A 12,717-nucleotide genomic window follows, 5' to 3' on the forward strand; every position below is an offset into this window, starting at 1 on the left:
GGGACTAAAGACCCATGGAGCTGACCGGTACTAATAAGCCGATAATTTGATAACACTTCAGTTTGAAGAAGCTGCTTTAGCGTCCACTATGTGGTTCTCGATGTACGGTCGAGAACAAACCCTCATCATTGAGGGCTCTATAATTGAATAATATAGATTCGATTCATCGGAAGATGTTTCGGCGGCTATAGCGAGAGGGAAACGCCCGGTCACATTCCGAACCCGGAAGCTAAGACTCTCAGCGCCGATGGTACTGCAGGGGGGACCCTGTGGGAGAGTAGGACACCGCCGGACTTAACTTAGAACGACCAGAAAGGCCACCCCCGGGTGGCCTTTCTGCGTTAACGGCCACCCGAAAGGGTGGCCGTTCTGCGTTTAACGTGCGTAGCCGACAAAGCAAAGAAGGGCCACGCACACTGTGCGTGGCCCTTCCTTGTCCTGGCGCGTCCTAGCGGCGCCGCAAGCCGTCCAGGGCAACGGCCAGCACGTCGTTGGCGAGCTGCGCGGCATCTTCCGGTCCCTCCGGGCGGTACCATTCGGCGATTGAATTAACCATGCCGAAGAGCAGACGAGTCACGACCCGCGGATCGATGTCGCTGCGCAACGAACCCTCATCGCGTGCCTCGATAACCAGAACGGAAACGGCGCGGTCGAAGGCGCGACGCCGGGTCAGCGCGAGGCGCTCAACATCGGTGTTCCCCCGAACCCGCAGGAGGAGCGTCACGTAGGGCAGGCGTGAGGTGAGAACCTGCACGGCGCCGCGAAGCACGTAGGCCAAACGATCGATAGCGGTCCCGGTCACGGCACCGCACTCCACGAGCACACCCTCCAGGCCATTGAGGGCCTCGTCGAGGGCAAGCTGGAGAACTTCATCCTTGGACGAGAAGTGGTGGTAAATTGCCGCCTTCGAGAGAGCCAGACGTGCCGCGAGCACTCCCATGGAGGTTGCGTCATATCCGAATTCGTTGAACGCGGCGACGGCGATCTCGAGAATGGCCCGCTGGTCATAGCCGGGGCGCCCGCGTTTAGGAGTGTGTACGTCAGACATAGGTCTTGAGTCTCTCACGCGGGCGTACCGACGACGACCGTTCAGCGCAGGTCGTAGACGCGCTTGTGCTTGCCGGTGCTGCGCTCGAGGGTGCCCGGTTCGACGATGAGCACATTGACGCTGGAGCCGATCCGGTCCTTGATCAGGTCGATGAGCAGCGCACGAGCGGCCGCTGAGGCCGCATCGTCGGTGTGCTCGTGTCGCTCGATGCGCACGGTGAGCTCGTCCATGCGCGACGGCCTGGTCAGTTCGAGCACGAAATGCGGAGAGAGGTGCTCGATGCCGAGCACGATCTCTTCGATCTGAGTGGGGAACAGGTTGACCCCGCGCAGAATGATCATGTCGTCGTTGCGGCCGGTGATCTTCTCCATGCGGCGCATGCCGGGACGGGCCGTGCCGGGAAGCAGACGGGTCAGGTCGCGAGTACGGTAACGAATGACCGGAAAAGCCTCCTTGGTGAGCGAGGTGAAGACGAGTTCACCGGTTTCACCATCGGGCAGGGTGACCCCGGTGTCACCGTTGATGATCTCGGGCAAAAAGTGGTCCTCCCAGAGGTGCGGGCCATCTTTGGACTCGATGCACTCGTTGCCGACACCCGGCCCCATGACCTCGCTCAGACCATAGATATCGAGGGCGTCGAAGTCCAGCCGGTCTTCGAGTTCACGGCGCATCTGGTTGGTCCACGGCTCGGCGCCGAGCACTCCGACTTTGAGGCTCGAGCGGCGCGGGTCGAGGCCGGCGGCGACCATGGCGTCGGTGATTGTGAGCAGGTAGCTCGGCGTCGACAGGATGACGTCGGGCTCGAAGTCGGTGATCATCTGCACCTGCTTGTTGGTTTGACCACCCGACATGGGGATGGCGCAGGCACCGAGCGCTTCGATTCCGGCGTGGGCGCCAAGGCCACCCGTGAACAGGCCGTATCCGTAGGCGTTGTGAACCTTCATGCCGGGGCGCACGCCAGAAGCACGCAGGCTGCGAGCCACCAGGCCCGCCCACATGGCGAGATCGTTCTTCGTGTACCCGACCACTGTCGGAAGTCCGGTGGTGCCCGATGATGTATGGATGCGTGCAACCTGGTCCATCGGAACAGCGAACATGCCGAACGGGTAGGACACCCGCAGGTCTTCCTTGGTCGTGAACGGCAGCAAGGACACGTCTTCGAGACTGCGAATATCGTCGGGGTGCACGCCGGCCGCATCGAACTTTCGCGTATAAAGAGGTACGTTTTCGTAGGCGTGCCGCACAGTGTGCTGCAGGCGGGTGAGCTGCAGCGCGCGGATCTCACCCTGGGACATCCGCTCGGCAGCGTCGAGTTCTTCGAGTGCTGGTGCGTGCAGACGGGTCTTGGTCAGCGTTGACATGAGGCCTTCCGAAAGGAGTTAGAGGTGGTTGCGGGCAGGGACGGGCAGATTGGTGGTGCGGCTGCGGCCGCGAAATTCGGCAACGGTGACATCGTCATCTACCGTGACGCGCACATCGTAGATGCCGCTGCGACCGCTTTTCACGCGTAGTAACGCTGTCGCCGTCAGGGTCTGGCCGCTCGTGGTTGGTTTCAGAAAGGTGATGTCGGCGCCGGCGGCGAGGGTGACGTGGTGTGAATCATTGCAGGCAATGGCGAAAGCCGTGTCGGCGAGGGCGAAGATGAAACCGCCGTGGGTCACATCAAAACCGTTGAGCATGTCGTCGCGCACGATCATGGAGACGACCGAGTGGCCCGGCTCGTTCCGATGCACGATCATTCCGAGAGAAGCGGATGCCCGATCGCGCTGCATCATGGCTTGACTGCCGACAGAGCGAGCTTGCGTCATTCGGATCTCCTCGTTGAGTTGCCGTGGCGGACGGGGTTGCCCGGCCGATAATGTGACTATATACTAACTGAACGGTCGGTCGGTAATAGATTTCGTATCCGTGCGCACAATTGCCGACCTGCATCACCCTAGCGTCACCCGCTTGTGCACGAAAACGATCCGACCACCACAGTCAACGCAGACCAGGAGCCGATGATGACAAGCACCATCACGCCCGATACGAGCGCAACCGCCGTTATCAGCGTCGAAGAGCAGCAGTTCAACGACTTGATCGAAGCCGATTCGCGCATTGAACCGCGCGACTGGATGCCGGAGGGCTACCGCAAGTCGCTCGTGCGCCAGATTTCGCAGCACGCGCACTCCGAGATCATCGGCATGCAGCCCGAGTCGAACTGGATCACGCGCGCACCGAGCCTCAAGCGCAAGGCCATCCTCATCGCCAAGGTGCAGGACGAAGCCGGCCACGGACTCTACCTGTACTCGGCGGCGCAGACCCTCGGCGCCACCCGCGACGACATGACGGACGCCCTCATCGCCGGCAAGGCGCGCTACTCCTCGATCTTCAACTACCCCACCCCGAGCTGGGCCGACATGGGCTCGATCGGCTGGCTCGTCGACGGTGCCGCCATCTGCAACCAGGTGCCGCTCTGCCGTGCCTCCTACGGTCCTTACGGCCGCGCCATGGTGCGCATCTGCAAGGAAGAATCCTTCCACCAGCGTCAGGGTTTCGAGATTCTGCTCGAGCTCATGGCTGGCACCGAGGAGCAGCGCCAGATGGCTCAGGACTCGGTCAATCGCTGGTACTGGCCCGCGCTCATGATGTTCGGCCCGCCCGACGACGACTCTCCCAACTCCGCGCAGTCCATGGCCTGGAAGATCAAGCGCCACTCCAACGACGAGCTGCGCCAGCGCTTCGTGAACATGCTCGTTCCCCAGGCAGCCGTGCTCGGCGTCACCCTGCCCGACCCCGACCTGCACTTCAATGAAGAAACCCAGCAGTGGGACCTCGGCGAGATCGACTGGACCGAGTTTCACGAGGTGCTCGCCGGTCGCGGTCCGAATAACGCCCAGCGGCTGCAGCGCCGCCGCGACGCCCACGAAGATGGCCAGTGGGTGCGCGAAGCAGCCGCAGCGTATGCACGCAAACAGTCCGAACGATCTGAAAAGGCAGCCTCATGACCACTCCCGGCGATTCCGCAGCAGAAATCTGGCCCCTCTGGGAGGTGTTCGTGCGTTCCAACCGCGGCCTCAGCCACGTGCACGTCGGATCCCTGCACGCCCCCGACGAAACCCTCGCGGTGCGCAATGCCCGTGACCTGTATACCCGCCGCAGCGAGGGCGTCTCGGTCTGGGTAGTCCCCGCCGCCGCCATCACGACGAGTGATCCCGACGCCAAGGGTGCCTTCTTCGAATCTCCCGCCGGCAAGAACTACCGCCACGCGAGCTACTACTCCAAGAGCGAGGGAGTGAAACACCTGTGAGTGAACACATCGAAGCGGATGCCCCCGCCCAAACCCCCGAAGACATTCACGGCCACGTCGCGGTCGACGTCACCACCCTCGACGCTGAGCTCATCGAAGGCGCGTCCGTCGCAACGGCCGACGTTGCGGAATACGCCCTGTGGCTCGGAGACGACGCACTCGTCCTCGCCCAGCAACTCGGCGCCTGGATCTCCCGCGCGCCCGAGCTCGAGGAAGACGTCGCCCTCGGCAACGTCGCCCTCGACCTGATCGGGCACGCCCGGTCCCTGTTGCACTACGCCGGCACCGCGTCGAACCGTACCGAAGACGATCTCGCCTACTGGCGTACCGAGCCCGATTTTCGGTCACTGCACATCGTCGAGCAGCCCAACGGTGATTTCGCCCACACGATCGCGCGTCAGTTCATCGTGGCCCATTACCTGTTCGAGCTGTACAGCCGGCTGCGGGCATCCGCTGATGCGACGCTCGCCGCGATCGCCGCCAAGGCGGTGAAAGAGGTCGACTACCACCGCGACCACTCCACCCAGTGGGTGCTGCGCCTCGCGCAGGGCACCGACGAGTCGCGCCGCCGCATGATCACCGCGTTCTCCGACCTGTGGCCCTACGTTGAAGAGATCTTTCGCGACGACCCGCTCATCGACCGGCTCGAAGGAATCGCGGTTCGCCCGTCGAGCCTGCTACCGGCCTTTGACGCAGCCATCGCACCGGTGCTCGCCGAAGCCGAACTCGACATTCCCAGCGGATTCGTCGCTTCCGGCGGCGGGCGCACCGGCAAGCACTCCGAGCACCTCGCCTTTCTTCTCGCCGAGATGCAGGTGCTCACCCGCGCTCACCCCGGAGCATCATGGTGACCACCGCCGGCACCACCGCAGCACGGATTGAAGCTGAAGCCCGGCCGCGTCCCACCGACGCAGCGTCCCTCGCCGCGTGGAGAATCGCCGCTCAGGTTGTCGATCCGGAGATCCCGGTGCTCACGATCGAAGACCTCGGTGTGTTGCGTTCAGTTACCGTCACCGATGATGCCGTCGCCGTCACGCTCACCCCGACCTACAGCGGATGCCCCGCGATGGACGCCATGCGCGACGATGTGCTCGAGGTGCTCACGAGCGCCGGGTATGAGAACGTCGCGGTTCGCCTCGTGCTCAGCCCCGCCTGGACCACCGACTGGATGAGCGAGATCGGCAAAGCAAAGCTTCGGGAATACGGTATCGCCGCCCCCACAGGGCATGCGACGGCCCGTGCCTCCGGACCGGCCGGCCCGATCAGTCTGAAAATGGCCGTGAAGTGCCCGCGTTGTTCCTCGCTCAACACCCGTGAGCTCGCGCATTTCGGTTCCACCTCCTGCAAGTCCCTCTACGAATGCCGAGACTGCCTCGAGCCGTTCGACTACTTCAAGGTGCTCTAATGGCTGCAACACGTCTCGAATCCACCATCCAGGGCGCGACCACGCTGGCGCCGGTCAAGCATCGCGCGCGCTTCCACACCCTCACCGTGGCCGAGGTGCGGCCACTCACGGCCGACAGCGTTGAGGTCACCTTCACCGTTCCGCCCAAACTGCAGGGTGCGTTCGACTACCTTCCCGGCCAGCACCTCGCCCTGCGCGCCACGATCGACGGCCAGGAACTGCGGCGCAGCTACTCGATCTGCCGGCCGGCCGGTGTTAAAACCAGCAACGGCGGACAGATCAGTGTCGCCATTAAACGCGACCTCGGCGGCGCCTTCTCCACCTGGGCCAACAGCGAGCTGCATCCCGGCGACGAAATCGACGTGATGAGCCCGCAGGGCAGCTTCACCTCGACCCTGCGCAACCTCGATCATAAGCACATCGTCGGCGTCGCCGCAGGCTCCGGCATCACGCCGCTGATGGCGCTCGCGCACACCGTGCTCGCCGCCTCGGAAACCTCGAGCTTCACCCTCGTCTACACCAACCGCACAGCGCTCGACGTGATGTTCCTCGACGACCTCGCCGAGCTCAAGGACCGCTACCCGGCCCGCCTCGCGCTCTACCACGTGCTCTCCCGGGAGCAGCGCTCCTCCTCGCTACTCTCCGGACGCATCGACGAAGAGAAGTTTCGGCGCATGCTCGACACCATCCTGCGCCCGGCCTCGGTCGACGAATGGTTCCTCTGCGGCCCGTTCGAACTCGTGCAGCTGTGCCGCGACACCCTCGAAAGCACCGGCGTGGAGCGCTCCCACGTGCGCTTCGAACTGTTCACGACCGGTGAGCCCGCCGCGGCCAGCGGGGATCGCGGCCGGCCGGTCATCATCGGCCAGGGCGACAAAACCTTCCAGATCGAGTTCACCCTCGACGGTCAGAGCAACACGGTGACCACCCCGGTCAACGCGAACGAGAGCATCCTCAACGCCGCTCTGCGGGTGCGCCCCGACGTGCCGTTCGCCTGCGCCGGAGGCGTCTGCGGAACCTGCCGCGCCAAGCTGGTCAGCGGAGACGTCACCATGACCGAGAACTATGCCCTCGAACCCGAAGAAATCGCCCGCGGATATGTGCTGACCTGTCAGTCGCACCCGACCACCGACACCGTCGTCGTCGACTACGACGTCTAGGTCGCCTGGAACTCAAGAAAGCGGATGCCGTGATTGACCTCTCGATAGACAACGACGTCGCCTACGTGGTGCTGAACGCACCCGACAAGCTCAATGCCCTCGATGAGGGGGCGATCGTCGAACTCGACGCGGCCTACCAAACCGCAGAGCGGGCCGGCGTGCGCGCGCTCGTCCTGCGCGGTGAGGGCCGTGCCTTCTGCGCCGGACGAGACATTTCCGCGGTCGATCCGCGCACCGACGATGTGCTCGGCTACCTCGGCGACCTTGTCACCCCGCTGCTGCAGCGCATGAGCCGGTTTCCGGCGCCGACCTTCGCGGCCGCTCACGGCGCCTGCCTCGGTGTGGGGCTCGGCCTGCTCATCGCCACCGACGTCGTTTACGTCGCCGACACCGCCAAGATCGGCTCCCCGTTCGCGAACCTCGGCGCCACCCTGGATTCGGGCGGGCACGCCCTGTTCGTGGAACGCCTCGGCGCTCACCGCACCCTCGACCTCATCTACAGCGGTCGCCTCATGTCCGGGGCCGAAGCCGTCGCCGGCGGCCTGTTCAGCCAGGTTTTTCCCGCCGCAGACCTGACCGACCGAACCGTGCAGGCGGCCGCGCGCGCGGCATCCGGTGCAACGCAGGCTTTTCTGGCGAGCAAGGCACTCGTGCAGTCGCTGCGCGATGAACGACTCGGACTCTGGCAGAGCATGAGCGACGAGACCGCAGCCCAGGCCGCGCTGTGCGCCACCGGCGACTACCGCGAGGGCTTTGCGGCGTTCCAGGAGAAGCGCAAGCCCGTTTTTACCGGTCGCGCCTGACGCGCACGGGCGCTGGCCCAACCGCGAGCCGAATCGTCACCCCCTCGCGTGGCCAATTCAGGAAATTCCTCGCTGACGGGACTGCAGCTGCCCTGATCCACGCGGGTGAGTGGTGGGGGCTGGCAGTTTTTCCTGAATACGCCACGGGGTGCGACCCGCAATCAGGCGATCGCGAGCATTCCGGCCGCACCGAGCGCGAGGGCCAGCCCGAACCACTGCACCGGCGCGATGCGTTCCTTGAGAACGACGGCGGCGAGCAGAATCGTACCGGCCGGATACATGGCCGTGAGCACGCTGACGACGCTCAGGTCGCCGAAGCGCAAACCGAGCAACAGCAGAAAGTTCGCGGTCACGTCGATCACCCCGCAGGCCACCGCCAGTTTCAGGCCGGTTCGCAGAGCCAGGCGGTCGGATGTTGCAACGGGTTCGCTCAGCTCTGCTGCACCGACTGATCGGCCAGCCGCGACCAGGACAGGCGCGGCTGCCCTCGCGCGTCGCCGGTGCAGCGTGCGCAGGGCGATCAGCCCGACGACGGTGAACATGATGCCGCCGTTCACGGCGCGGTTCATAACGAGCGGAACCAGCCCGCTGTCGGACGGTGTCTGGTCGATCAGAATCATGAAGGCACCGATCATCGTGCCAGAGCCGATCGCCATGGCAATGCCCAGCAGACGTGGTCGAACGGCACCGCGCTCCGGCACGAATCCGACCAACACGACCGCGACCAGGGCCAGTACGAGCGCCCAATAGCCGATGGGCAGAAATCGCTCCCCGCCGAGCAGACCGGCGGTCATCGGCACGATCGCCGAGACCACCGCGGTCAACGGGGAGAGGATGCTCATGGGCCCGATTGCGAGGCAGGCGTACAGCAGTGAGATGGCCAGCGCACCGGTGATCCCGGACAGAGCACCCCAGATCACGGCAGACGCCGACCACTCGCCGGCGACGAAGGGCAGCAGGAGCAGCAAAACCACCAGCCCGGAGGTCGCCGCGACGGCGGTCACGAGCACGGCGCTGATGCGCTTGGCGGCGAGCCCGCCGAGAAAGTCTGCGGAGCCGAAGATCACGGCCCCGGTGAGTCCAAAAAACGCGGTCAACATAGGCCACCAGCCTAGCGTCGCCCGGTACCTTGATAAGCGGATGCCGGCCAGCCCGCCAGCCGCTCGGGCCAGCCGCTCGGGCCAGCCGCTCGGGCCAGTCTTCTTGCCGGGTCGGTCGGCTACTGTGGTGTGAGCCGGAGAGGGGTCACATGCACACACGCTGGGCCAGCTTTGCGCGCGGCTGGATCGTTGCCATTCTCTCGATCTTTGTCGCGGCTCTGTCGCACGCGCCGGGCGGCACCTCAGCGCCCGGACTGCTGGCGGTCGTCGTTTCGAGCACCCCACAGTTTAAGGATGATCATGAAGTTCACGACCCCCCTCATCGCAGCCTCCGCGCTCGCTGCGGGAATGATGCTTGCCCTCGCGGCGCCGCTCGCGGCCAGCGCCCACGTGTCCGTGACCCCCGACGCGACCGGCGCCGGAGCATATACCGTGCTCACGTTCTCGACCGCGCACGGCTGCGCAGGCTCGTCGACGTCGACGATGACCATTGACATTCCCGAGAGCATCGCGAGCGTCTCCCCAACAGTGAACCCGGGCTGGACCGTCGAAAAAGTCGCTGTCGATCTCGCTACGCCGATCGACGACGGCCAGGGCAACGACATCACTACCCGGGTCGGCCAGGTCAGATACACCGCCGTGACCCCTCTTCCCGACGGTTTTCGCGACACGTTTGCGTTGAGCCTGCAGCTGCCCGCTGATTCCGAGGGTGAGACGCTTGCATTTCCCGTGCTGCAAACCTGCGAAGTGGGAGAGACCAACTGGAACGAAGCCACGGTCTCTGGCGAGGACGAACCGGCCCTCCCGGCTCCGTTCATAACGGTCACCGCAGCCACCGGTGACGCGCACGGACACAGCGATGCCGACACCGACGCCGAAACGGTCGCCACGCACGATGACGCCACGGCCGCACCGGCCACGGCCGCATCCGCCGATGACATTCTGGCCCGCGTGCTGGGTGCCGGCGGACTCGTCGTCGGTGCCGTCGGCATCGTGCTGGCCGTCACCGCGCGCCGCAAGCAGTCGGTCTAGCGGCATGCGCGGCAACACGACGGCTCGCGGCGAGGTCGGTACATCGGCTGGCCGGCCGGCCAGCCGGGCAGCTGCCGGTGCGAGTAGATCGCCCGGCCGGACGGTTCGCCGAACGGCCAGCGCCGTCTTCGCGATCGTCGTTGCTGCCGCGGCCCTCGGCTGGGGCTCTACCCCTGCCTCCGCTCACAACTATGTCGTCGGCTCGTCGCCGGCCGCCGACGCCGTGGTGACCGAGCAACCCGGCCTGTTCTCGGTCACCACCAGTGACCTTCTGCTCGATCTCGGCGGAACCGGGTCTGGCAGCGCGATGGTCGTCACCGGGCCGGCCAGCGCGCCGCTGTTCTACGGTGACGGCTGCGCGAGCGTGTCGGGTGCCACGGTCGAGACTGCGGCGCAGCTCGGCGCTGCGGGGGAGTACACGGTGATCTGGCAGACGGTCTCCACCGACGGCCATGCCATCTCCGACGAATTCCGTTTCGACTGGCAGCCGGCGGCGGGTCAGACGCTCGCCGGGGGCGCGGCCACGGCTCCGACCTGCGGCACCGAAGCGGATGCCGCAGCCACGGATGCCGCCACCTCGCCCCCCGCAGACACTGCAGCTGACAGTTCCCTCTCTGCTCTCGCCTGGATCGGCGGGACCCTGGGCGCAGTGCTTCTGGCGGTCACCGTGACCCTGCTCCTGCTGCGCCGCACCCCCCGATCCTGAGCCCGCTCCTGTGGCTGGAAACGGGGCAGGGGCAACGTGTCAGGGGGCCCGGGTAAAGTTGTACAGGTGAGTTGGAACGCTGAGCTACCCCAGAACCCCGACGATGTCGAACCGCCCCGTTCCGTCGACGGCCCGAGCGATTTCGACGCCCCGGACGACTACGACGCACCACCGCCCGAGTTCGACCGGGACCTCGGGGATCGGCAGTACAGCCAACAGCCGGCTTACTCGGGTGCCGCATCCGCTTCACAGCAACCGCCCGCCCGCGCCACCGCTCCCATTCGCGCGGCGACTCGCAAGTTCACCTCCGCGGCCGAAGCCCTGCACACCGTCTTCGGCTACGACTCCTTCCGTGGCGATCAGGCTGAGATCATCGCGCAGGTCGTCGACGGCAAAGATGCCGTCGTCCTCATGCCCACCGGCGGCGGCAAGAGCCTCTGCTACCAGATTCCGGCGCTCGTGCGAGCCGGCACCGGCATCGTCGTCTCGCCGCTCATCGCCCTCATGCAAGACCAGGTGGATGCCCTCACCGCCGTCGGTGTGCGCGCCGAGTTCCTCAACTCCAGCCAGGATTCCGCCACCCGCAATCAGGTTGAACGCGACTACCTGGGCGGCGACCTCGACCTGCTCTACGTCGCTCCGGAGCGGCTCTCCAATGAGGCCACCAAGCGGCTCCTCGAACGCGGCACCATCGCCCTGTTCGCCATCGACGAAGCGCACTGCGTGTCGCAGTGGGGGCACGATTTTCGGCCGGACTACCTCGCGCTGGGTGAACTGGCCGACCGCTGGCCCGACGTACCGCGCATCGCGCTCACCGCCACGGCCACCGACGCCACACACCAAGAGATCACCACCCGCCTGCAAATGGGCGACGCCAAGCATTTCGTGGCGAGCTTCGACCGGCCCAACATCCAGTACCGCATCGTCGGCAAATCCGAGGTGCGCAAACAACTTCTGTCCTTCCTGAAGTCCGAGCACCCGGGCGACGCCGGAATCGTCTACGCGCTCAGCCGCAAGACCGTCGATGCGACCGCCGAATTTTTGCGCCAGAACGGCGTGAACGCGCTGCCGTACCACGCCGGCCTCGACGCGGGTCTGCGCGCCCGCACCCAGAGTCGGTTCCTCCGCGAGGAGGGCGTCGTCATCGTGGCCACGATCGCGTTTGGCATGGGCATCGACAAGCCCGACGTGCGCTTCGTCGCCCACATCGACCTGCCCAAATCGGTCGAGGGCTACTACCAGGAGACTGGTCGCGCCGGCCGCGACGGTGCCCCGGCCACGGCCTGGCTCGCTTACGGCCTGCAAGACGTGGTGCAACAGCGCCGCATGATCGACGAGTCACCGGGCGATCTCGGCCACCGGCGCAAGCTCTCCGCCCACCTCGACGCCATGCTCGCCCTGTGTGAAACCGTGCACTGTCGCCGGGTCAACCTGCTGCGCTACTTCGGCCAGAGCAGCGAACCCTGCGGCAACTGCGACACCTGCCTCGAACCGCCCGAAGCCTGGGACGGCACCATCCCCGCCCAGAAACTGCTCTCCACCATCGTGCGCCTGCACCGCGAACGCAACCAGAAGTTCGGCGCCGGGCACCTCATCGATATTCTCCGGGGCAAGGAGACCCCCCGAGCCACCCAGTACCGACATACCGAACTCAGTACCTGGGGTCTGGGCGCCGACCTGAGCGACCAATCCTGGCGCGGCGTTGTGCGTCAGATGCTGGCCCAGGGTCTGCTCGCCACCTCCGGCGAATACGGCACCCTGGTGCTGACGGATGCCGCGGCGGACGTTCTCGGCGGCCGTCGCGACGTGCAGCTGCGGCGGGAACCCGACCGCCCGGCGCGGTCGAGTGCCGCCCGTCGCCCCAGCGCCGCGAAGGTCGCCGCCGCCGACCTCAGCACCGAGCAAGAGACTCTGTTCGAGGCGCTGCGTGTCTGGCGGTCCGCCGAGTCGAAGGAGCAGGGTGTTCCGGCCTACATCGTCTTTGGCGATGCGACCCTCATCGCGGTCGCCGCGGCGGGCCCGACGACCCTTGCCGGGCTCGACGGCATCACCGGTATCGGCGCCAAGAAGCTCGAGGCCTACGGAGCAGCCCTGCTCGAAGTCGTGGCCGGTTCCGCCTGACCGCGTTAGTTGTGGGTGAGCGCAGGTCAGCAGTGCCAAGAGTTGTGTGTAAT

Annotated in this window: 13 protein-coding genes and 1 rRNA gene; 10 read left to right on the top strand and 4 right to left on the bottom strand. The window is 65.7% G+C overall.

All coding sequences use genetic code 11. The annotated features are described in order from the left end of the window. Positions 1-177 precede the first annotated feature (177 nt). Positions 178-294 (top strand): 5S ribosomal RNA (gene rrf, locus BMW72_RS02220). Positions 295-448: 154 nt separating this feature from the next. On the opposite strand, the gene BMW72_RS02225 is transcribed toward rrf, so the two are convergent. From BMW72_RS02225 to paaI, 3 genes are read right to left on the bottom strand one after another with little or no spacing between them, the layout of a single operon-like run. Continuing rightward, positions 449-1,048 carry a TetR/AcrR family transcriptional regulator gene (locus BMW72_RS02225; RefSeq protein ID WP_092106859.1) on the bottom strand — a complete coding sequence of 200 codons (600 nt, stop codon included), beginning with the start codon at positions 1,046-1,048 and terminating at the stop codon, positions 449-451. A gap of 41 nt (positions 1,049-1,089) precedes the next feature. Continuing rightward, complete coding sequence (paaK, locus tag BMW72_RS02230; RefSeq protein WP_092106861.1) at positions 1,090-2,409, bottom strand: phenylacetate--CoA ligase PaaK; 1,320 nt, start codon at positions 2,407-2,409, stop codon at positions 1,090-1,092. 18 nt (positions 2,410-2,427) lie between these two features. Next, positions 2,428-2,856 carry a hydroxyphenylacetyl-CoA thioesterase PaaI gene (gene paaI / locus BMW72_RS02235; protein ID WP_092106863.1) on the bottom strand — a complete coding sequence of 143 codons (429 nt, stop codon included), beginning with the start codon at positions 2,854-2,856 and terminating at the stop codon, positions 2,428-2,430. Between the two features lie 192 nt (positions 2,857-3,048). Between paaI and paaA the strand changes: the two genes are divergently transcribed. From paaA to BMW72_RS02265, 6 genes are read left to right on the top strand one after another with little or no spacing between them, the layout of a single operon-like run. Continuing rightward, positions 3,049-4,035 (top strand): 1,2-phenylacetyl-CoA epoxidase subunit PaaA, encoded by a 987-nt coding sequence (gene paaA / locus BMW72_RS02240; protein WP_092107562.1) that lies wholly within the window; start codon positions 3,049-3,051, stop codon positions 4,033-4,035. Then, on the top strand, positions 4,032-4,337 hold the full coding sequence (paaB, locus tag BMW72_RS02245; RefSeq protein WP_092106867.1) for a 1,2-phenylacetyl-CoA epoxidase subunit PaaB: 306 nt from the start codon (positions 4,032-4,034) through the stop codon (positions 4,335-4,337). The genes paaA and paaB overlap by 4 nt, the downstream gene beginning before the upstream one ends. Further along, entirely contained in the window at positions 4,334-5,188 is an 855-nt protein-coding gene (gene paaC / locus BMW72_RS02250; RefSeq protein ID WP_241983915.1) for a 1,2-phenylacetyl-CoA epoxidase subunit PaaC, read from the top strand. The genes paaB and paaC overlap by 4 nt, the downstream gene beginning before the upstream one ends. Continuing rightward, positions 5,182-5,742 (top strand): 1,2-phenylacetyl-CoA epoxidase subunit PaaD, encoded by a 561-nt coding sequence (paaD, locus tag BMW72_RS02255; RefSeq protein ID WP_092106869.1) that lies wholly within the window; start codon positions 5,182-5,184, stop codon positions 5,740-5,742. The genes paaC and paaD overlap by 7 nt, the downstream gene beginning before the upstream one ends. After that, positions 5,742-6,902: a 1,2-phenylacetyl-CoA epoxidase subunit PaaE gene (paaE, locus tag BMW72_RS02260; protein ID WP_092106871.1), complete on the top strand. Its 1,161-nt coding sequence runs from the start codon at positions 5,742-5,744 to the stop codon at positions 6,900-6,902. The genes paaD and paaE overlap by 1 nt, the downstream gene beginning before the upstream one ends. A 29-nt stretch (positions 6,903-6,931) precedes the next feature. Continuing rightward, a complete protein-coding gene (locus BMW72_RS02265) occupies positions 6,932-7,705 on the top strand; it encodes an enoyl-CoA hydratase/isomerase family protein (protein WP_092106873.1) in 774 nt (257 codons plus the stop codon). Positions 7,706-7,866: 161 nt separating this feature from the next. Here the strand turns inward: BMW72_RS02265 and BMW72_RS02270 are convergent, their stop codons facing one another. After that, the gene (locus tag BMW72_RS02270) at positions 7,867-8,805 is read right to left on the bottom strand and encodes an EamA family transporter (protein WP_092106875.1); all 939 of its coding nucleotides are present in this window, start codon (positions 8,803-8,805) and stop codon (positions 7,867-7,869) included. Between the two features lie 300 nt (positions 8,806-9,105). Between BMW72_RS02270 and BMW72_RS02275 the strand changes: the two genes are divergently transcribed. The 3 genes from BMW72_RS02275 (at position 9,106) to recQ (ending at position 12,664) form a co-directional block, all read left to right on the top strand. Continuing rightward, positions 9,106-9,837, top strand: a complete 732-nt coding sequence (locus BMW72_RS02275; RefSeq protein ID WP_166787731.1) for a YcnI family copper-binding membrane protein — start codon at positions 9,106-9,108, stop codon at positions 9,835-9,837. 4 nt (positions 9,838-9,841) lie between these two features. After that, entirely contained in the window at positions 9,842-10,543 is a 702-nt protein-coding gene (locus BMW72_RS02280) for a copper resistance CopC family protein (protein WP_166787732.1), read from the top strand. 66 nt (positions 10,544-10,609) lie between these two features. Continuing rightward, positions 10,610-12,664, top strand: coding sequence for a DNA helicase RecQ (gene recQ / locus BMW72_RS02285; protein WP_092106881.1), 2,055 nt, complete (start codon positions 10,610-10,612; stop codon positions 12,662-12,664). The last annotated feature ends 53 nt before the right edge of the window (positions 12,665-12,717 follow it).

It is taken from the genome of Cryobacterium luteum (genome assembly GCF_900110125.1).
Lineage (GTDB): Bacteria > Actinomycetota > Actinomycetes > Actinomycetales > Microbacteriaceae > Cryobacterium > Cryobacterium luteum.

Coding starts and splice junctions, on each gene's coding strand:
- paaB (WP_092106867.1), top strand. CDS start 4,032: ATGACCACTCCCGGCGATTCCGCAGCAGAAATCTGGCCCCTCTGGGAG.
- BMW72_RS02280 (WP_166787732.1), top strand. CDS start 9,842: ATGCGCGGCAACACGACGGCTCGCGGCGAGGTCGGTACATCGGCTGGC.
- paaE (WP_092106871.1), top strand. CDS start 5,742: ATGGCTGCAACACGTCTCGAATCCACCATCCAGGGCGCGACCACGCTG.
- paaI (WP_092106863.1), bottom strand. CDS start 2,856: ATGACGCAAGCTCGCTCTGTCGGCAGTCAAGCCATGATGCAGCGCGAT.
- paaD (WP_092106869.1), top strand. CDS start 5,182: ATGGTGACCACCGCCGGCACCACCGCAGCACGGATTGAAGCTGAAGCC.
- BMW72_RS02270 (WP_092106875.1), bottom strand. CDS start 8,805: ATGTTGACCGCGTTTTTTGGACTCACCGGGGCCGTGATCTTCGGCTCC.
- BMW72_RS02225 (WP_092106859.1), bottom strand. CDS start 1,048: ATGTCTGACGTACACACTCCTAAACGCGGGCGCCCCGGCTATGACCAG.
- paaK (WP_092106861.1), bottom strand. CDS start 2,409: ATGTCAACGCTGACCAAGACCCGTCTGCACGCACCAGCACTCGAAGAA.
- paaA (WP_092107562.1), top strand. CDS start 3,049: ATGATGACAAGCACCATCACGCCCGATACGAGCGCAACCGCCGTTATC.
- BMW72_RS02275 (WP_166787731.1), top strand. CDS start 9,106: ATGAAGTTCACGACCCCCCTCATCGCAGCCTCCGCGCTCGCTGCGGGA.